14 protein-coding genes are annotated in these 19395 nt (G+C 69.2%); 4 read left to right on the forward strand and 10 right to left on the reverse strand.

Annotation, left to right across the window (positions count from 1 at the left end):
- Positions 1–195: 195 nt before the first annotated feature.
- Genes GNX95_RS11035 through GNX95_RS11045 form a run of 3 tightly spaced genes read right to left on the reverse strand, consistent with a single transcriptional unit; the run spans position 196 to position 5050 of the window.
- On the reverse strand, positions 196–933 hold the full coding sequence (locus tag GNX95_RS11035; protein ID WP_163506990.1) for a zinc ribbon domain-containing protein: 738 nt from the start codon (positions 931–933) through the stop codon (positions 196–198).
- 14 nt (positions 934–947) lie between these two features.
- Positions 948–1859 carry a Nif3-like dinuclear metal center hexameric protein gene (locus GNX95_RS11040; RefSeq protein WP_163506991.1) on the reverse strand — a complete coding sequence of 304 codons (912 nt, stop codon included), beginning with the start codon at positions 1857–1859 and terminating at the stop codon, positions 948–950.
- 38 nt (positions 1860–1897) lie between these two features.
- A complete protein-coding gene (locus GNX95_RS11045; RefSeq protein ID WP_163506992.1) occupies positions 1898–5050 on the reverse strand; it encodes an AfsR/SARP family transcriptional regulator in 3153 nt (1050 codons plus the stop codon).
- Positions 5051–5562: 512 nt separating this feature from the next.
- On the opposite strand from GNX95_RS11045, the gene GNX95_RS11050 reads away from it, so the two are divergent.
- Both GNX95_RS11050 and GNX95_RS11055 read left to right on the forward strand, forming a co-directional pair.
- Positions 5563–7731 (forward strand): transglycosylase domain-containing protein, encoded by a 2169-nt coding sequence (locus tag GNX95_RS11050; protein ID WP_163506993.1) that lies wholly within the window; start codon positions 5563–5565, stop codon positions 7729–7731.
- 265 nt (positions 7732–7996) lie between these two features.
- Positions 7997–8809, forward strand: coding sequence for an FkbM family methyltransferase (locus GNX95_RS11055; protein WP_163506994.1), 813 nt, complete (start codon positions 7997–7999; stop codon positions 8807–8809).
- Here the strand turns inward: GNX95_RS11055 and GNX95_RS11060 are convergent.
- The 7 genes from GNX95_RS11060 to GNX95_RS11090 are packed head-to-tail and all read right to left on the reverse strand — an operon-like array spanning position 8763 to position 17071.
- Positions 8763–10295, reverse strand: a complete 1533-nt coding sequence (locus GNX95_RS11060; protein WP_163506995.1) for a peptide MFS transporter — start codon at positions 10293–10295, stop codon at positions 8763–8765. The two genes, GNX95_RS11055 and GNX95_RS11060, sit on opposite strands and share 47 nt — an antisense overlap.
- Positions 10276–11628, reverse strand: coding sequence for an acetyl-CoA carboxylase biotin carboxylase subunit (locus GNX95_RS11065; protein ID WP_163506996.1), 1353 nt, complete (start codon positions 11626–11628; stop codon positions 10276–10278). The genes GNX95_RS11060 and GNX95_RS11065 overlap by 20 nt, the downstream gene beginning before the upstream one ends.
- Positions 11629–11645: 17 nt before the next feature.
- The gene (locus tag GNX95_RS11070) at positions 11646–12104 is read right to left on the reverse strand and encodes an acetyl-CoA carboxylase biotin carboxyl carrier protein (RefSeq protein ID WP_163506997.1); all 459 of its coding nucleotides are present in this window, start codon (positions 12102–12104) and stop codon (positions 11646–11648) included.
- Positions 12101–13786, reverse strand: a complete 1686-nt coding sequence (accA, locus tag GNX95_RS11075) for an acetyl-CoA carboxylase carboxyl transferase subunit alpha (protein ID WP_163506998.1) — start codon at positions 13784–13786, stop codon at positions 12101–12103. Before accA ends, GNX95_RS11070 begins: the two co-directional genes overlap by 4 nt.
- Before the next feature lie 2 nt (positions 13787–13788).
- A complete protein-coding gene (gene rfbB / locus GNX95_RS11080; protein ID WP_163506999.1) occupies positions 13789–14781 on the reverse strand; it encodes a dTDP-glucose 4,6-dehydratase in 993 nt (330 codons plus the stop codon).
- Positions 14778–15851, reverse strand: a complete 1074-nt coding sequence (locus GNX95_RS11085) for a glucose-1-phosphate thymidylyltransferase (protein WP_163507000.1) — start codon at positions 15849–15851, stop codon at positions 14778–14780. The genes rfbB and GNX95_RS11085 overlap by 4 nt, the downstream gene beginning before the upstream one ends.
- A 23-nt stretch (positions 15852–15874) precedes the next feature.
- Positions 15875–17071, reverse strand: coding sequence for a cytochrome P450 (locus GNX95_RS11090; RefSeq protein ID WP_163507001.1), 1197 nt, complete (start codon positions 17069–17071; stop codon positions 15875–15877).
- Positions 17072–17243: 172 nt separating this feature from the next.
- Here GNX95_RS11090 and GNX95_RS11095 point away from each other — a divergent pair, with 172 nt between their 5' ends.
- Together GNX95_RS11095 and rffA are read left to right on the forward strand one after the other, a co-directional pair.
- A complete protein-coding gene (locus GNX95_RS11095) occupies positions 17244–18245 on the forward strand; it encodes an LLM class flavin-dependent oxidoreductase (protein ID WP_163507002.1) in 1002 nt (333 codons plus the stop codon).
- Positions 18245–19390 carry a dTDP-4-amino-4,6-dideoxygalactose transaminase gene (rffA, locus tag GNX95_RS11100; RefSeq protein ID WP_163507003.1) on the forward strand — a complete coding sequence of 382 codons (1146 nt, stop codon included), beginning with the start codon at positions 18245–18247 and terminating at the stop codon, positions 19388–19390. Before GNX95_RS11095 ends, rffA begins: the two co-directional genes overlap by 1 nt.
- The last annotated feature ends 5 nt before the right edge of the window (positions 19391–19395 follow it).

Raw genomic sequence — 19395 nt, forward strand, 5'->3', positions numbered from 1 at the left:
GGACCGACCGGTCCGGAAGTGATCCACGCGGTGTGCGTCCGCCCGTGACCGCCGGCACGGTCGAACTGCGATTTCGGCAGGTCGTACTGCCTGTCGACAGGATCACCGACACGCCGCACGAAGGCCTCCCGAGATCCTGACCACTTGTGGTCAGCGAGCGTCCGGACCTCAGCCGTCTCGCCGAGGCCCGGCGTCTCACAGACCAGATGCCTCGGTCCGGACCAGGATCCGTCCACATTCCTCGTGGCGTACGACCTCGTCCGGTGCGGTCTTCTTGATCTCGGCGAGATCCGATCCGGACAGCTCCAGCCGGCAACCTTCACACCGGCGCGCGCGAAGCAGGGCCGCGCCGATCCCCGTGTTGCCGCGGATCCGCTCGTAGAGCTTCAGCAGGTCGTCGGGGATGTCCGACACAACGCCGGAGCGTTCGGTCGTCCGCTTCTCGACCTCGGCGTCGATCTCCGCGTACGCCGCGTCGCGTCGTCCGCTCGCATCGGTGACCCGCGTGGCCAGCTCGTCACGTGCCGACTCAGCCTCGGTGAGCACGGCCTCGGCCTGCTCGCGCTTCTCCATCAACTCCAGCTCGTCGTCCTCCAGCGAGGAGGCCCGCCGCGCCAGCGACTCGACCTCGTGCTGCAGGCGTTCGAGCTCCTTGGCCGGCAGCCCGCCGGCCTGCATCCGCTGCTGGTCGCGGTCGGCGCGAGTGCGGACCTGTTCGACGTCCATCTCAAGGCGGCGTACGTCCCGGTCGAGGTCCTGGACCTCGGCACGAGCGGCGGCGACCGAGTCGGTCAGCTCGGTCAGCCGCTTGGATCCTTCCTCGATCTCGGCGAGCTCCGGCAGGGAGCCGCGGCGGTGCGCCAACTGGCCGAGCGCGGTGTCGATGGCCTGCAGGTCGAGCAGGCGGCGTTGTGCGGCGGGATCGGCCTTCACGGCGGTGGCGGCTCCTATCGGTCAACTGGCACGGCGGGTGGCCGGCCGGCGTGTACGGACCACGGGTCGGTGACCCGGTCCGAAACCATCACCTCGATGGGGACCTCCACCGTAGCGGCCAGGCCGGGCGTCTCGTCAGGTATCCGGCCACCAACGACGTCAACGGTCCGCGGCCGCACGCCGAAGGCCGTGCGCAGTCGCTCCGCGAGGTCATCCAGCCACGGCCGTTCACTGGACCAGTGACCCACGTCCAGCAACGCCGGTCCGCCGTCGCCGAGATGCTCGGACACCGGATGGTGACGCAGATCCGCCGTGACGTAGGCGTCCGCGCCAGCCGTCGCCGCGGCCGCCAGGAAACTGTCGCCGGCGCCGCCGCAGACTGCGACCGTACGAATCGACCGGTCCGGATCGCCCGCGGCGCGTACCCCAGCGGTTCCGACCGGAAGCACGTCCGCGGCGATCCGCGTCAGCTCGCGAAGGCTGACCGCTCCCGGCAGCTCACCCACACGGCCGTGGCCGGCGCCGTCCGCGACCTCCGGCGCGGCGACCAACGGTCGCGTGTCCAGAAGGCCGAACCGAGCCGCCAGTGCGTCGGACACGCCGGGTCGAGCAACGTCGGCGTTCGTGTGCGCGGTCAGCAACGCGACGCCGTTGGTGATCAGCGTGTGAACGAGGCCGCCCTTCAGCGTCGAGGCAGCGACCGTGTGTACGCCGCGCAACAGGAGCGGATGGTGCGTGATCATCAGCTGCGCGCCACAGTCCACGGCCTCGGCGACTGTCTCCGAGACTGGGTCGACCGCAAGGAGAACGCGGCTCACCTCGGCGGCTGGATCGCCGGCGGCCAGACCTACGGCGTCCCAGGACTCCGCGGTGTCCGGTGGATAGAGAGCGTGGAGGAGATCTACGACATCGGCAACGGTGGTCACGGGCCCGAAGCCTAACCAGGCGGTCCTGCTCCGGGCGGCTACGGCTGGGACGAGGCGATCGCGTCGACTTCCGAGGTCCCGAGGCCGAGCGCGGACCGGATGGCGGCCGCCTGGCGAGCCGTCTTGTCGGCAACCGCCGGCATGCCGCGGACGCGACAGATGTCCGCGAGCACGTCCAACGTGGCAGCGTGCGCGTACGGAACGCCGATGGCCTCCCACACCTGCACGGCGTTGCGCGCGGCGGACTCGGCGCCACCCGCGTCCCCGGCGAGCAGCCTGGCCCGCGCGATGCTGTGCCAGGTCAGGCCCCGACCGAAGGCGTTGCCGGTGTGGTCGTACACCTGCCGGCAGCGCTCGAGGATGGACAGCGCGGCCGCCGGCTCGCCGTTGCTCGTACGGGCCTCCGCGAGCCAACGCAGTGAGTGCGCCTCGTCGACCGGCCCGATGCGCTTCCCGACCGCGCTCGCGGACTCCAACGTCTCCAGCGCCTCGGCAACCGCGCCTCGCGCGAGTTGGATCGCGCCGAGGCCACGCTGGCATTGCGCGAGTCCATGCAGATATTCCGGATCGCGGCAGCGCACCAGCGATGCGCGGAGACAACGCTCGGCACGGTCCAGCTCGCCGCGCTCACGGTGGATCGTGGCGATGCCCTGCTGCGCGTAGACGAAGCCGCTGCGGTTGCCGGTACTCAGGCAGATGTCGCTTGCCGCGGCGAAGGACCGCAACGCGGCGTCATAGCGGCCGAGGATGCGGTAGAGGAAGCCCAGCCCGGACAGCGCCGCACCCTGGTAGTCGAGGTTGTCCAGGCGGATCGCGATCGCCAACGACGACTCGAAGTAGCTGACGGCCCGGACATAGCGATCCTGGATGGTGTGCAGCTCGCCGAGGTTACGCAGCAGGGCCATCTCGACGACCAGGCTGGTGGCCCCATCTCCACCATCCGGACCAGCGATCGCCAGTGACGCCAACGCGTTCTCGTGCGTACGCCGCCAGTCGTCGTACAGCGCGTTGACCTCGCAGTAGTTGGCGAGTACGCCGGCAAGAGCGCCAGCCAGCTCCGGCTGGTTGCCAGCGACGGCGAGCTCGACGCCGCTCGCGAGCAGGCTGAGGTCCGCGGCAAACCAGGCGGCGGGATCGGACAGGATCGTCTCGCGGACCGGCGGTGGCAGGCGCCAGTGCGACGGCGGGTCCGCGGGCACCTCGACGAACCCGAGGTCCATCCGCTGGTCCGCGGTGCGACCGAGATCCAGGCACGCAGACAGGAGGCGGCCGACCGCGGCACGGCGCTCCGCAGTTTGGAGTTGGCCGGCCCGTTCCCGTGCAAGCAGGCGGATCAGGTCGTGCAGGCGATACCGCAGGTCAACCCGATTGCCTCCGCCCGGAGTCGGTACGACCTCGACGAGATGTACGTCCGTGAGCGCGTCGATCAGCTCAGCCGCCTCCACCGCGGTGGTGTCCAGCAGCGGTGCCAACACCCAGTCGGGAAAGCTGCCTGGCGGCAGCAGGCCCAGCGCGGCGAAGCCTGCCTGAACACGATCGGTGAGCCCCCGCAGGGTGAGCTCGACGCTCGCACGTACGGCCAGGTCGCCGGCTTTCAATATGTCCAGGCGGCTTCGCTCGTCAGCGAGCGCGGCCGACAGCTGCCGCAAGGCCCAGTGCGGTCGCGCGGCGAGCCGAGCACCGGCGATCCGGACCGCGAGCGGCAGGTGGCCGCACTGACCGACGATGGTCCGTGCCGCGTCGTCTTCAGCCGCGACGCGGTCAGCGCCGACCAGCCCGGAGAGCATCGCCAGCGCGTCGGACTCGGTCAGGACCCCCAGTTTGATGCGTCGACCAGCGAGGTCGGGGATCTCGACGCGTGCCGTGACCACGACGGCACAGCTGCCGGTGCCCGGCAGCAACGGTCGAACCTGCGCGGCGCCACTCGCGTCGTCAAGGACGACGAGTACGCGTCGGTCGGCGAGGGCAGAGCGGACCAGCCGCGATCGTTCCGACCCACAGTCGGCGCCGTCGGGAATCGCTGCCGCCGGCACGCCGAGTGCGCGGAGAAAGCCGGCGAGGACGGTCGACGCGGACACCGCGCTCTCGGTGCCGCGCAGGTCCGCGTAGAGGACGCCGTCCGGGAACTCACCGCGCAACTCGTGCGCCAGGTGGACCGCGAACGCCGATTTACCAGCACCGGCCGGTCCCACCAGGATCACGGTCGGCGGCGCGGAGTGACCGGTCCCGGCGACGGCGCCGCTCGTACGGATCGCGGCGATCGCGCTTCGCAGCTCGTCCTCGCGTCCGACGAACGGTACGACGTCCGCCGGCAGTTGGTTCGGCCGAGGCACGCGTGGCGACCTGACGGCCGGATGGTTGTCTGGCTTGCCGGCGTCAGGACGGACCGGTGGCGACGCCCGCGCACCACACCATCGCCGTACGAAACCATCGGTGGATTCGCCAGCGAGCACGACCCGCTCCAACCCCCGCAGTTGTTCGCCGGGTTCGATCCCCAGCTCGGCGACCAGGGCGGCCCGGATCGTCCGGTAGCCATGCAACGCGTCGGCTACCCGGCCAGTGCCATGCAGCGCGACGATGAGCCGCGCGGCGAGACCCTCGTCCAGCGGATGATCGGCGGTCAGCCTGGTGAGCTCACCGACCAGCTCCGCGTGGCGGCCCAGCGCGAGATCCGCGCCGATCCGCAGGCGCAACGCCGCCATCCGGCGTTCCTCCAGCTGCGCAGCCGCGGCGGTGACGAACGGTGCCTCGACACCGCCGAGAGCCGGACCCCGCCAGCAGTCCAGCGCGCGGCGCAGCTCGGTGGCGGCCGCCGCCGACTGGCCGCTTCCGAGCAGGCCCTCGGCGCGTACGACCGACTCGGCGAACCTGTCGACGTCGCGTGTGCCGGCAGGCAGCCGGACCTGATAGCCAGCCGGATCCGTCCGGATCGTCGCCTCGGGCAACCCCGCGGCGGCGAACACACGGCGCAACGCGGAGACGTACACCTGGATCTGGTTGCGTACCCCCGCCGGCGGCTCGCCGTCCCACAGGGCCGCCGCGAGCCGCGGCACCGAGAGCACCTCGCCGTCGTGCACCGCCAGACAGGCGAACAGTGCTCGGCGTTTGCCGGACCCGACCGGCAGCGGCCGATTGTCCACCCGCAGCTGGAGTGGACCGAGCAGGCGTACGTCCAGGCGGTCCGCTGGCATTCCGTCATGATGGCACCCAAGTGCTACCGGAACGCGCGAAATCGAAGGGTGCGCCACGCACGACCGTGTCCAGGGACGGCCGGCCCCGCCGCCGGAGACGAACAGGCGCGCGACCGTCCACCGAACGGCCGGAATCGTTGAACGATCGGCAAAACGCGACTGGCCGGCGGCGAGCCGGACCATACTGAGCGCGATACCACAGAGTGTCGCGCGCGCTCCGGTCCGTAGTCGGCTCGACAAGGAAAGGAGCAACGACCATGCCCACGTCCAGAATGTGTCCCTGTCCTGTCGCGACCTCCGCTCGCGGCGTCAGCCTGGGCTGACCAGCAACGCCGCGGCCCGCCGCGGCACCCGGCGCCGGTTCGTCGAATTGGTCACGAGATGCCGTGGCAACCAAGGATCGCCGAGGCGCGTCTTCTCTAGGAAGCCCGCCGAGCAACCGGTGACCGAACGGAGCGATGGTGCCGCGCGTACGCCAACACAGTGTCGTGTCCAGTTTGTTTTCTTTGTTCTTGTATGCGCTACTCGCCGGCGCCGTACTCGCGGCCTCCGCCTTTCCGGTGGCCGCGGTCGGCGGACTCGCCGCGAAGGCACAGGCTCAGCACTTCGAGGCGCTGCCGACCGAATTGACGACACCTCCGCTGGCACAGACCACCAGGATCCTCACCGCCGACGGCCATCCCGTCACGTCGCTTTACGGCGCGCAGAACCGGACGATCGTGCCGCTGTCGCAGATTCCGGCGGTGATGCAGCACGCGGTCGTCGCGGTCGAGGACAGCCGCTTCTATCAGCACAACGGAGTCGACCTGGCCGGCGTGCTGCGAGCGTTCGTGTCGACCCTGGTCACGTCGTCTGCGCAAGGTGCTTCGACGCTGACTCAGCAGTACGTACGGCAGGACCTGTTTCTGACCGCACCGACCAAGGCGGAACAGAACAAGGCGACGGCCATCACGCCACAGCGCAAGCTGCAGGAGATGCGCTATGCGCTCGCGCTGGAGAAGAAATTCAGCAAGAACGACATCATGGGGAAATACCTCAACACCGTCTATTTCGGTAACGGGGCGTACGGCGTGGCCGCGGCGGCCAAGCGGTACTTCTCGAAGACCCCTCAGCAGCTGACGCCCGCTGAGGCGGCGCTGCTCGCCGCGTACGTCAAGGACCCGGTCAACTATCCGGACGAGAAGCAGAAGGCAGAGGATCGCCGCCAGCACGTCCTGCGGTTGATGCACGAGCAGGGCTATCTGACGGCGGCCCAGCGAGCCGACGCGGTCGCGCATCCGCCGGTCATCAAACCGTCCGTAACGCCCAACTCGTGCCTGCCCAACCGGTCCATCACCGAGGCGAACAACTGGGGCTTCTTCTGTGACTACCTGCGCATCTGGGCTCGCCAGCAGCCGGCGCTGGGACCAGATCCCGAGCAACGCCTGAACCGGCTGGAAACCGGTGGCTACGTCATCAGGCTGTCACTGAACCCGGCGATGCAGGCGGCGGCGCAACAAAGCGTCGACGGCAAGGCCGGTCGCGGCGCCAAGCTCGCTCAAGGCATCGTGTTGGTCGAACCCGGGACCGGGAAGATCCGGGCGATGGCGGTGAACCGTACGTTCGGATCGCCGCCGGCCAACGCGGGGCCGGAGACGAAACGGAAGTACACCGAGAACCCGTTGCTCACCGGCGACCCGGGCAACCAGAAGGCGACCGGCTTCCCGTCCGGCTCCACGTTCAAGATGTTCACCATGCTGGCCGCCCTCGAACAGGGGATGCCGCTGTCGACCTCGTACGACTCCCCCGACACGTACGCGACGCCCGGCAAGGAGGACAACGGTCAGCCGTACGTCGTGAAGAACGCGTCGGCGGCGATGGCCGGCCGCCACAACATGTGGTCCGGCTTCGGCGCGTCGGTGAACACGTACTTCGTCCAGCTGGAGATCGCGGCCAAGGTCACCAACGTGGCGAAGATGGCCGCCAAGGCCGGCATCTCGTTCTTCCCCGGCCGTAACAAGGCCAACAGCCTGGCGACGATCCTGTCCGGCGGCGACACCGGCGCCGGCGCGCGCTATGCGCTGACGTTCGGCCAGGGCTCGCAGACCTGGCCGCTCTACATGGCCAACGCGTACGCCACCGTCGCCGCGCGCGGAAAGCACTGCGAGCCGACGCCGATCGAGTCGGTCACCGGACCGGACGGCAAGACGCTGGACCTCGGCGCGCCGAAATGCTCGCAGGTCTTCTCGCCGGAGGTGGCGGACGCGGCGACCGACGCGGCACGCTGTCCGGTCGGACAGAGCGCGCAGGCCGGTTCGTGCACCGGCCCGGGCGGCGCGACCGCGCAGAGCGTCGGCGCACGGATCGGCCGTCCGGTGGCCGGCAAGACCGGCTCGACGCCGGAGAACCGGCAGCTCTGGTTTGCCGGCTTCGTGCCGCAGCTCGCCGGCGCGGCGTTTTCCACCGATCCGAGCCGTCCCAACTCCGGCGCCATCAATGGCGACCTACGCGTGGCCAACGACATCTTCAGCGAGACGATGGCCGCGGCGGTGCAGGGCTTTCCGTCAATGGGCTTCACCAGGCCACCGGACAGTCTCATCGGCGGATCGGGCGGTCCGGTCAATGGTCCCGCTGGACCAGGCACCACAGACGGCACCACGAACGGCACCACGGACGGTCGCGGGCAGGACGGCGGAAACTGAGCCGACGCGTACGACAAACACGATCAGGTCGGCCGAGACTGTCGGAGGCGCCTGGCAGGCTGGACGTCGGGGGCCAATTCGCGTCTCGAAAAAAACGACCCCGGAATCCAGGATCGCATCGGACGGTGACAATCGGAGCGACCGATGGATCTGCAGTCCGACACATGTGCCTGCGTCACACGGAAATGTGGCCATGCGATGGCCCGTGGGATGGTCGTGGGATTCGTCACACAATGCGACAGCGGCATCAACGTGTCCAAGAGGCATGACCGCAACGAAAACAATCTCGCCGCCGGTCGGTGTCCATGTGCCGGCCGGAAAGCGTATCGCCGCAATAGTGGCCGGACTGCGAACGTCGGCCGCTCTGTCACCGTTCACCGAGAAGGAGGTGCTCGGCCTGCCGGCGTTGATTCCGTCCGGCGGTGTGTGTTTCGATATCGGCGCCGCGTACGGGATGTACACGTTTCCGCTGGCACAACTGGTTGGCGGCTCCGGTCAGGTGCACAGCTTCGAGCCGCTGGCCGGCTCCGCCCGGTTGCTGGACGCGGCACGGTTGCTGGGCGGCGGCCGGAATGTCCGGCTGCACCGTGAGGCTGTCGGCCGCGAGCCAGGACGCCAGGTCATCACGGTGCCGACGCGGTGGGGTCTGCCGATCCGCGGGCGTGCATTCCTCTCGCACGGCGCAAGTGACACCGGCGCGAATGATGAATTCTCGTCGCACCGCGATGTGACGATTTCGGTGACGACCGTCGACCAGGTCTGCAGGACGGAGAACATCAGCCGGGTCGACTTCATGAAAATCGACGTCGAAGGCGCCGAAATGGCGGTCCTGGAAGGCGCCGCGGCGACCATCGAGAGCCACCTGCCGCATTTGTTGCTGGAGGTCGAGGACCGGCACCTGCGAAAGTACGGCCTACGCTGCACGGATGTGGTCGACTGTCTGGCCACCCGCGGCTATCGGATGTACGGATGGAACGGACGGCGGTGGGTCCCGTCGAGCCGGGTGACCACCGCCGCACGCAACTACCTGTTCAGCGTTTCGCTGGACCGGCAACCGGCGCCGGCCGGTGCGAACTGACGGCCGCGGAGTGCGCGAACGCTGACCGCAGCCGCGCGCCGAACACCACCAGGACGGCGGCCGCGGTCAGCGCTGTCGCTCCTTGGCCGAGATAATAGAACTGGTGCGGCACGACGTCGGCGAGCCGTACGACCTGTGCACCGAGACCGGCACCCAGCGCGCTGAAAAGCCACACCAAGCCGATAACGCGTCCCACGTACGCTTTCGGCGCCACCTCGGCCGCGGCGCTCATCGCCACCGGTCCGACCACCACCTCGCCGCATGCCTGCAGGAAGAACACGGCGATCAGCCACAGCGGCGACACCAACACACCGGTGCCGGCCAGCGCGGCGGCCACGCTCATCAACGAGAAACTCAGCCCCGCGAAGAACAGCCCCAACGCGAACTTGCCAGGCGTGCTCGACCGGGGACCGAGCCGGACCCAGAGGTAGGCGAATACCGGCGCGACCAGCAGCATGAACGCCGGGATCGCCGCCTGGAACCAGCTCGCCGGCAGCGTCAGACCGAACAGCGAACGGTCGGTGGAGTGCTTCGCGAACAAGGTGAGCAGTGAGCCGGCCTGGCCGACCATCAGCCAGAACAGCGAGACCGACAGCAGCAGCCAGAAGAACGACCGCAGACGGGTCCGCTGTACGGTCGTCCAGCCGCGCTGCCGCGAGAGCACGGCGAAATAGCTGAACGGCATGATCAGCGTGACGATTCCGAAAGCCATCACGACGTGCATCGGCGAGAAGGCGCCGGACGCGACGTCCACGGCGACGAGCGCGGCCAGAACGGCGACAACCGCCGCCGCGACCAGGGCCGCTCGCCCGCGTTCGTCCGCGGCGAGTGGCTGTCCGGGTCGCGATCCAGCCAGGCCGAACCGGCGGCGGCCGGCGAGATACTGCAGCAGGCCGAGCAGCATGCCGACGCCGGCCGCGGCGAACCCGGCGTGCCAGTTGACGCCTTCGCCGAGCAGTCCGGTGATCAGCGGTGCGAGCAGGGCGCTGATCTGGCCGATGACGTAGAAGATCGAGATCGCGCTCGCGCGCTGCGCGGCCTCGTCGTCGCCATAGAAGCGGCCGAGCAGCGCGACGATGTTCGGCTTGAAAAGGCCCGTGCCGAGCGCGACGAGGATCAGCCCGGCGTACGAAAAGGTGGGTGCCCCGAAGGAACCCGGCACGGCCAGGCAGAAGTGTCCGGCGGCGATGATCACGCCACCGCAGAGGACGGCGCGACGTTCGCCGAGCACGCGGTCGCCGATCCAGCTTCCCGGCAGCGACAGGACGAAGGCCGACCCGATGTAGACGCCGAACAGCGCGGCGGCCTGGCCCGCCGGAAGGCCGAGACCGCCGGCGCTGGCCGGTGCGGCGGCGTACAGCACCAGGATCGCCTGCATGCCGTAGAAGCTGAGCCGCTCCCAGATGTCGACCAGCAGGATCGTGGAGAGCCAGCGCGGATAGCCGAACCGTCCGCGCTGGACGCGGTCACCGTAGGTCGAGGACATCGGACACCAGCGACGTGTTGTGCTTGGCGTCGCGGAACAGCGAGTTGGCCAGCACCTCGCGGAGGAAGCCGATGGTCGTGCGGATCCCGTGGCCGCCGACCTGGAACTCGTCGAGTGCGCGCTCCATCCGGCCGATCGCCTGCTCGCGGTCTGGAGCCCAGACGATCACCTTCGCCAGCAGGGAGTCGTAGTCCGCGGTGATCCGCACCCCCGGCGCGCCGTGCGTGTCGACACGCGTGAACGGTCCGCCAGGCGGGACGAACTGCTGCACCAGACCGGCCGTCGGCAGGAAGTCGCGGTCGGGGTCCTCGGCGTTGACCCGGCACTCGATGGCCACGCCACGCGGCCGTACGTCCTCCTGTCGGATCGACAGCGGATGGCCGGCGGCCACCCGCAGCTGCTCCGCCACGATGTCGATGCCGGTCGCCATCTCGGTGACCGGATGCTCCACCTGGATCCGCGAGTTGACCTCGATGAAGAAGAAGTCGCCGCGGTCGTCGACCAGGAACTCGAACGTGCCGGCACCGACGTAGTCACAGGCACGCGCGCCGCGTACGGCCGCCGCGCAGATGCGCTCCGCGAGCCCGGCCGGAAGGCCGGTCGCCGGTGTCTCCTCGATCAGCTTCTGGCGGCGCCGCTGCACGGAGCAGTCGCGCTCGCCGAGACTCACGACGTTTCCGTGGCGGTCCGCGAGGATCTGCACCTCGACGTGGCGCGCGCTCTCCAGGTAACGCTCGACGTACACGCGGCCGTCGCCGAAGGTCGCCTGTGCGGCGGCGCGGGTCGTCGCGTACGCGCGGGCCAGGTCGCGTCCGGCGCGTACGACGGCCATCCCGCGACCACCGCCGCCGGCGACCGCTTTGATGATCACCGGATAGCCGATCCGCTCGGCGACCTCCTTGGCCTCCAGGCCGTTGTCGACGGCACGCGGGCTGCCGGGCAACACCGGCAGGCCGGCCTCGGCGGCCACCTCACGAGCCTGCGCCTTGTCCCCCAGCCGGCCCATCACCTGAGCCGGCGGACCGATGAACGCCAACCCCTGCGCCTCGCACATCTCGGCGAAGTCGGGATCTTCGGACAGGAAGCCGTAGCCGGGATGGATCGCGTCGACACCGGTACGCAGCGCGGCCTCCAGGATCGCCGGCGGATACAGGTAGCTGCGGCGCGATGGCGGCGGCCCGATCTGGACCCGCTCGTCGGCCAGCCGCAGCGCCGGCGAGTCCCGGTCGGCGGTGGAGTGAACCATGACCGTACGCACGCCGAGCTCGCGGCACGCACGCGCGACGCGCAGCGCGATCTCGCCGCGGTTGGCGATCAGAACCGAAGAGAACATCGTCTGCTCCAGGGATGTCAGGCGGCCGGCGCGATCACGAACAACGGCTGGCCGTACTCGACGGACTCGCCGTCCGGCACCAGGACCCGTACGACCCGTCCGGTGGCCTCGGCCTCGATCGGGTTCATCAGCTTCATCGCCTCCAGGATCGCGACCTGCTGGCCGGCCTCGACCCGGTCGCCTTCCCGGACGAACGGCTCGGCGCCCGGCTCCGGCGCGCGATAGAACGTGCCGACGGTCGGCGCGCAGATCGACTCGGCTCCATCCGGATCCGCGTCGTCGGGCTCCACCGGAACGTCGTTAACGACCACCGGCCGGACGCCGTCGGGGATCCCTGGCCGCTCGACCTCCACGGCGAGGTCGCCGGCGCGCAGCCGGACCGTGTGCACCGGACCGTTGCTTCCGTCGAGCAGCCGCGCGGCCTGCCGGCAGAGCTCACCGAGCAGGTCGCCTGCCTCGGACACCGATGTGGTCATCGACCGTCTCCTTCCGCCACACGTCCGTAGGACCGAAACCGTCGCCGCCGGCCGGCGACCAGACCGGCCGGGTCGACCCTGGCCAGCTCGCGTACGGCAGCGGCGACGGCCGTACGCACCAGCGACATCGTCAGGACGGGATCCGTGTGTGCGCCTTCGCCAGGCTCGCCGATGACGCCGTCGACGATCCCGTACGCGAGCAGCTCGCGTGCGTGCAGCCGCAGCGCGTCGGCGGCCTTCGCGACTGCCTCCTCGCGCGGGATGTCGGGGTCCTTCCAGAGGATCGCCGCGCAGCCCTCCGGGCTGATCACCGAATAGACCGCGTTGGACAGCGCGAGCACCGTGTTGGCGACACCGAGCGCCAGCGCACCGCCGCTGCCACCTTCACCCGTCACGACGGCGACGACCGGCACCGGCAGGCCGGACATCAGCCGCAGGTTCTCCGCGATGGCCCACGCCTGGCCGCGTTGCTCCGCCTCGATCCCCGGATCGGCGCCAGGCGTGTCGATCAGCGTGACCACCGGCAGGCCGAGCTTTGCCGCCAGCCGCATCAGCCGGCCGGCCTTGCGGTAACCCGACGGCGACGGCATCCCGAAGTTGCGTTGCACGCGCTCACGCGTGTCGCGGCCCTTCTGGTGCCCCACCAGGACGACCGGCCGGCCGTCGAGCAGCCCGACGCCGCCGACGATCGCCGCACAGTCGCCACTCACGCGGTCGCCGCGGAGCTCCATGAACTCCTCGAGCATGAAGGTCGCGTATTCCTCGGTCGTCGGCCGGTCCGCGTGCCGCGCCAGCCGTACGGCCGCGAGCCCGTCACGCTCCGGCAGGTCCTCGGCACGCCGGACGATCCGTACGGAGTGGTCGGCGGCGGCCGGCCGCGGCTTCGGGTCGTGTGCCGACAACAACCGCGCGATCGCTCGCCGCAGCGCCGGCCGCGGCACCACGGCGTCGACGAGACCTTGCGCGAGCAGGAACTCGGCGGTCTGGAAGCCCTCCGGCAGCGTCCGTCCGGTGGTCTGCGCGATCACCCGTGGACCAGCGAAACCGACCCTGGCCGCCGGTTCGGCGAGGATCACGTCCGGCAAGGTCGCGTACGACGCTGCGACCCCGCCGTACGTCGGGTCCGTGACGATCCCGACGGTCAGGATGCCGGCCTCGTCGAGCATCGCCATCGCCTGGCTGGTCTTGACCATCTGCATCAGCGCGAGCGCGCCTTCCTGCATGCGCGCGCCGCCGGACGCCGTCGCCAGCAGGAACGGCGTCCGCTCGCGTACGGCGGTCTCGGCGGCGATGGTGATCCGCTCGCCGACGCCGGCGCCGAGGCTGCCACCGAGAAAACGGAAGTCCATGACGGCGGCCACCACCCGGCGGCCGTCCACGGTCCCGCGTACGCACAGCACGGCCTCGCGCAAGCCGGTCTGCCGGCGAGCAGCCGCCAGCCTCTGCGGATACGGAACACTGTCGACAAAATGCAATGCGTCCGCGGAAACTTCGGGGACCTCGATCGCGGTCCAACCGGGATCCAGCAGCTGCTCGATGCGCTCCGGTGCGGTCAGCCGGCCGTGCCGGCCGCAGCCCGGACAGACCTGCAGCGAACGCGCGAGCCGCGGTCCATAGACGATGTCGTGGCAGCCGGGACACCGGACCCACTCGGCCGCCGGCGCCGGCACGGTGGCGGTCATCCTCACCACCCCCGCGGGAAGCGGAAGAGGTCCTCGCGGCGCGGCTGCCACCAGTCCTGGTTGTCCCGATACCACCGGACCGTCTCGGCGAGTCCGGTGTCGAAGTCGACCAGCGGCTGATAACCGAGGTCCACGCGAATCTTGCTGTCGTCCAGCGAGTAGCGGCGGTCGTGGCCCTTACGGTCGGCGACCCGCTCGATGCTGTCCGGACCGGCGCCGCACAGCTCGACCAGCCGCCGCGTCAGGTCGGCGTTGGTCAGCTCGACGCCGCCACCGATGTGGTAGATCTCCCCCGGCGTGCCTCCGTCCAGCACGAGCTGCACGCCACGGCAGTGGTCGTCCACGTGCAGCCACTCGCGTACGTTCTGGCCGTCGCCGAACAGCGGCACCTTCCGGCCCTGCAGCAGGTTGGTGACGAACAGCGGGATGACCTTCTCCGGAAACTGGTACGGCCCGTAGTTGTTGGAGCAGCGCGTCACCATCACCGGCAACTTGTGGCTCCGGTGGTACGCCAACGCGAAGTGGTCGCTCGCGGCCTTCGACGCGGCATACGGAGAGTTCGGATGCAGCGGCGTCCCCTCGACCCACGAGCCGTCGTCGATGGAGCCGTAGACCTCGTCGGTAGAGACGTGGACGACCCGCTCGATGCCGGCGAGCTGGCAGCTGTCGACGACGCTCTGCGTGCCGAGCACGTTGGTCACGGCGAACTCGCCGGGACTGACCAGCGACCGGTCGACGTGCGACTCCGCGGCGAAGTGCACGACCGCGTCGTGGCCAGGCAGCAGCTCGCGCAGCAGGCCGACGTCGCAGACGTCGCCTTTCACAAAGGTGAGCCGCGGGTCGCCGATCGGCAGGTTGCCGGTGTTGCCGGCGTACGTCAGCTTGTCGACGACGGTGACCTGCGCGTCCTCGTATCCGTGGTACGCGCCCGAAAGCATGCTCCGGACGTAGTGCGAGCCGATGAAACCGGCGCCGCCGGTGACCAGCACTCTCATCGCTCGATCACCACCTCGGTGTTGTCGCCGAGTACGAGCCGGCGCGCCGGCGCCGCCGCGACCGCAGGGCTGGACTCGACGCGCGCGTAACGGCCGATGACCGACTGGCGCACCGCGTCGATGCCCGACACGGTCGATCCCTCCAGCACGATGGAGTCGGCGATGTCGGTGCCGACGATGTCGCACTCCGCGCCGATCGAGGTATAGGCGCCGACCGAGCTGTCCACGATGGACGCCATGCAGCCGACGATGGCGGGGCCGACGACCCGCGACCGTACGATCCGCGCGCCGGCGTCGATGACCACCGGACCAACGATCTCGCTCTCGTCGTCGACCTCGCCGGAGTTGGCCGGCTCCGTCAGGTCGAGCAACGCGCGGTTGCAGTCCAGCAGGTCCACGATCCGGCCGGTGTCCTTCCAGTAACCGGAGAACACGTGTGCGCGTACGCTGCCGCCGGTCTCCATCAGCCAGCTGATCGCGTCGGTGATCTCCCACTCGTGCCGCCAGCTCGGCTTGATGGCGCGCACCGCCTGGTGGACTGCCGCCGAGAAGACGTATGCGCCGATGACGGCGAGGTCGCTGCGCGGCTCGGCCGGCTTCTCCACCAGGCGGGTGATCCGGCCGTCCGCGTCGAGCTCGGCCACGCCGTACTCGCTGGGGTTGGTGACCTTGCCGACCATCACCAGCGCGTCCGGCCGGGTCGTCCAGAACTCGCCGACCAGGTGCCCGATCCCGCCGCTGATGACGTTGTCGCCGAGATACATGACGAACGGGTCGTCGGCGAGGAAGTCGCGCGCGATCATCACGCAGTGCGCGAGACCGAGCGGCTCCTCCTGCGGGATGTAGGTGACCCGCAGACCGAAACGCGAGCCGTCACCGACCGCGCGGCGTACGTCGCGGCCGTGCGGTCCGATGATGACGCCGACCTCGGTGATGCCGGCCCCGGCGATCGCCTCCAGGCCGTGGAAAAGCACCGGCTTGTTGGCGATCGGCACCAGCTGCTTGGAAACCGTGTGCGTGAGCGGCCGCAGCCGAGTGCCGGACCCACCGGCCAGCACGAGCGCTTTCATCCGTCCTGCCTCTCGGATTTTCGTTACCAGGTCACGGGAAGTTCGAGGAACGACTCAAGAAGGTGACTCTCGTCGCGGCGGATCTGGTCGACCGGGACGGCCAGCCGCAGCTGCGGCAGCTCACGCATCAGCGTGCCGAGCACGATCTCCAGCTCGAGGCGGCCGAGCGCGGCGCCGGCGCAGAAATGGATGCCGGCGCTGAAGGTCAGGTGCGTGTTGTCCGTACGCGTCACGTCGAACACCTCGGGGCGGTCGAACACCGACTCGTCCTGGTTGGCCGAGTCGGCGGCCGGAATGATGCTGGTGCCGGCCGGGATGGTGATGCCACCGGCGATTTCCACGTCTTCCTTGACAAAGCGCAGCATCGTCACCGACGAGCCGACCAGCTTCCAGCGCAGGATTTCTTCGACCGCGTTCCTCATCAGTGCCGGGTTTTCCCGCACCAGCGCGAACTGGTCCGGATGCGCCAGCATCATCGCGATGGCCGCGGCGATCTGCACCGCGGTCGTCTCGTAGCCGACGAGTACGAGCAGCCGGCACCACCAGTGCAGCTCGTACTCGCTGAGCCGGCCGTCGTCCTCGTCGCGTGCAGCGATCATGCCGCTGATCAGGTCGTCGGCCGGGTTTTTCCGCTTGGCCTCGATGAGATCGCGCATGTACGCGTCGAGCGCGGCCATGTTTTTCTGTGACGATCCGCTGATCGACTTGAACGAGCCGGTCCACTCGCGGAAGCTCGCCTGGTCCTCGACCGGCACGCCGAGCAGCTCACACACCACGCGGATCGGCAGCGGATAAGCCAGAAACTCGTTGATGTCCACCGGCCGGGGCTGCTTTTTCAGCGCTGCCACGAGCTCGTCGGTGATCTGCTGCACGCGCGGCCGTAACGCCTCCACGCGCGTCGCCGTCAACGCTTTCATGACCAGCCGGCGGATCCGCGTGTGCTCCGGCGGGTCCGGGTCCATTTTCGGGTCCTGGAACAGCTTGTTGGTCCTGCTGATCCGCGCGGCATCGGGTCGGTTGAGGTTGCGGCTGACCCGTGGATCGGCGAGCAGCGCGCGTACGTCGGCCCATCTGGTCACCATCAGCGCCTCGTCGCCGCTTGGCAGCACCACCTTGACCAACGGCTCGGACCGCAGGCCGGCCAGCTCCTTCGGCTGTTCCAGCGGCGCCGGGCGGCGGAACGGATAAGGACATCCCGCGGCGTCCGTCGAGCTCGACATCGCGCTCCTCACGTGGAAACAGGTCACATGGAAAACAAGTGATGAGCCGATGCTCACCGCGCCGGCTTGAAGGCCACCTGTGGCACACTCAAGGCAGCTGGCATCGACCGGTTCTCAAGCAGTGCTTGCCAGGATCGGCCACGGGTGGGGTAACCGTGGACAGGAGCCTGCGATGCGGCTAGGTGTCAACGTCACACATCTGGATCCCGGCGTCGCGGTCGACGCGGAGCGGCTCGGATTCCAACTGGCCCTGGTGCCGGAGGGTTTCCGCGCCGACGCGGTCAGCGTCCTCGGCTGGCTTTCCGGCCGTACGCAACGGATCGCGCTCTCGGCGATCTGCCAGCTGCCGGTGCGTACGCCGGTCGCGACGGCGATGACCGCGGCCACCCTGCACACACTTTCCGGCGGCAGATTCCAGCTGGGGCTGGGAATCTCGAACTCGCACACCGCCGAGGTCTGGCACGGCGTGCCGTTTCACCGGCCGCTGGCACGTACGCGCGAGTACGTGGACATCGTCCGGATGGCTTTGGCCGGCGAGGAAATCCGCTATGCCGGTGAGCTTTTCCAGATCCCCCTGCCCGGCCGCACCGGTGCCGGCTTCCGGATGCCGGGCGGCGCCGCGATGCCGATCAACCTCGCAGCGGTCGGACCGAGGAACCTCGAGCTGACAGGCCTGATCGCCGACGGCTGGATCGGCGTTTTCTCCTCTCCGGAACGGATCGAAGAGATCCTGCCGCTGATCTGGAATGGCCGGGACGCGAGCGGTCGGCCGCGCGAGACGTTCGGCATCGTCCTCAGCGCCGGCCTGTCCGTCGACGACGATCCGGAAAAAGCCGCTGAGGCGTTGAAACCGCATGCGGCCCGTTTCATGTGCATTGGCCACCGCGAGAAAAACTTCTACTATCGGCTGGCCGTCGGCATGGGACTGGGTGCCGAGGCGACACGCGTCCAGGATTTGTACGCCAGCGGGGATGTGACGGCAGCCACCGCGGCGGTGCCGTTCGATTTCGTCGACGCGACCGGACTTGTCGGTCCGATCGACCGCATCGCGGCGAAGATGAAGGCCTACGCCACGGCCGGTGTCACCACGCTCGCGCTGACACCTTACGGCTCGGATCGCGTGCGTGCGCTGGAAATCGCCGCGGCAGCGCACGATCAAAGCGGAGTGGTGTGATGCCCGAGGTGCCGTTCAACCGCGCATACCTCGCCGGCAACGAGACCGGCTACGTGGCGCAGGCGATCGCCAGCGGCGCCACCGGCGGCGACGGGTCGTTCACAAAGAAGGCATCGGCGCTGGTCTCCAGCCTCACCGGCACGACCTCGACCCTGCTGACCACATCCTGCACCCATGCGCTGGAACTTTCCGCTCTGCTGCTGGACATCGGCCCCGGCGACGAGATCATCATGCCGTCCTTCACGTTCACCTCGACGGCCAACGCCTTCGTGTTACGCGGCGCGACCCCGGTTTTCGTGGACATCCGTCCCGACACTCTCAACCTCGATGAGCGCCTGATCGAAAATGCTGTCACGGGCCGGACGCGCGCGATCGTCGTCGTTCACTATGCCGGTGTGGCCTGCGAGATGGCAGCGATCCTGGCGATCGCCAACCGTCACCGCCTCGTCGTGGTCGAGGACAACGCGCATGGCCTCGGCGGCTCGTACGCCGGCCGTCCGCTCGGCTCATTCGGCGTGCTGGCAACGCAAAGCTTTCACGTGACCAAGAACGTCCAATGTGGAGAAGGCGGCGCGCTCGCGATCGGCGACGAGCGGCTCAGTGAACGTGCCGAGATCGTGCGCGAGAAAGGCACCGACCGCGCGCGGTTCTTCCGCGGCCAGGTGGACAAGTACTGCTGGCGTGAACTCGGGTCGAGCTACCTGCCGTCGGACGTGCTGGCCGCGTATCTGCTTGGCCAGCTCGAAGCCTTTCCCGACATTCAGGGAAAACGCCTGCGGATCTGGTCGACGTACGACGACGCGCTGGCGGACTGGTCCGCCGAACACGGCATTCAGCGGCCAACGGTGCCGGCTGACCGTACGCATCCGGCACATCTCTACTATCTCCTGTTGCCGACCGCGCCGGCGCGCGACGAGTTCATCCGGCATCTGGCCGAGCGTGGCGTCCGCGCCGCGCACCATTACCAGCCCTTGCACTCCGCGCCAGCCGGCCGGCGTTACGCGCGTACGGCCGGATGCCCGGTCACCGAGGACATCGCCGACCGGTTGGTCCGGCTGCCGCTGTTCGCCGGCATGACCGCTGCCGAGCTCGAACACGTCGTGGTGTCGGCGATCTCGTACGCACCGGCGGTCGTCACGACCTGACAGCC

The organism is Fodinicola acaciae, from assembly GCF_010993745.1.
GTDB lineage: Bacteria > Actinomycetota > Actinomycetes > Mycobacteriales > HKI-0501 > Fodinicola > Fodinicola acaciae.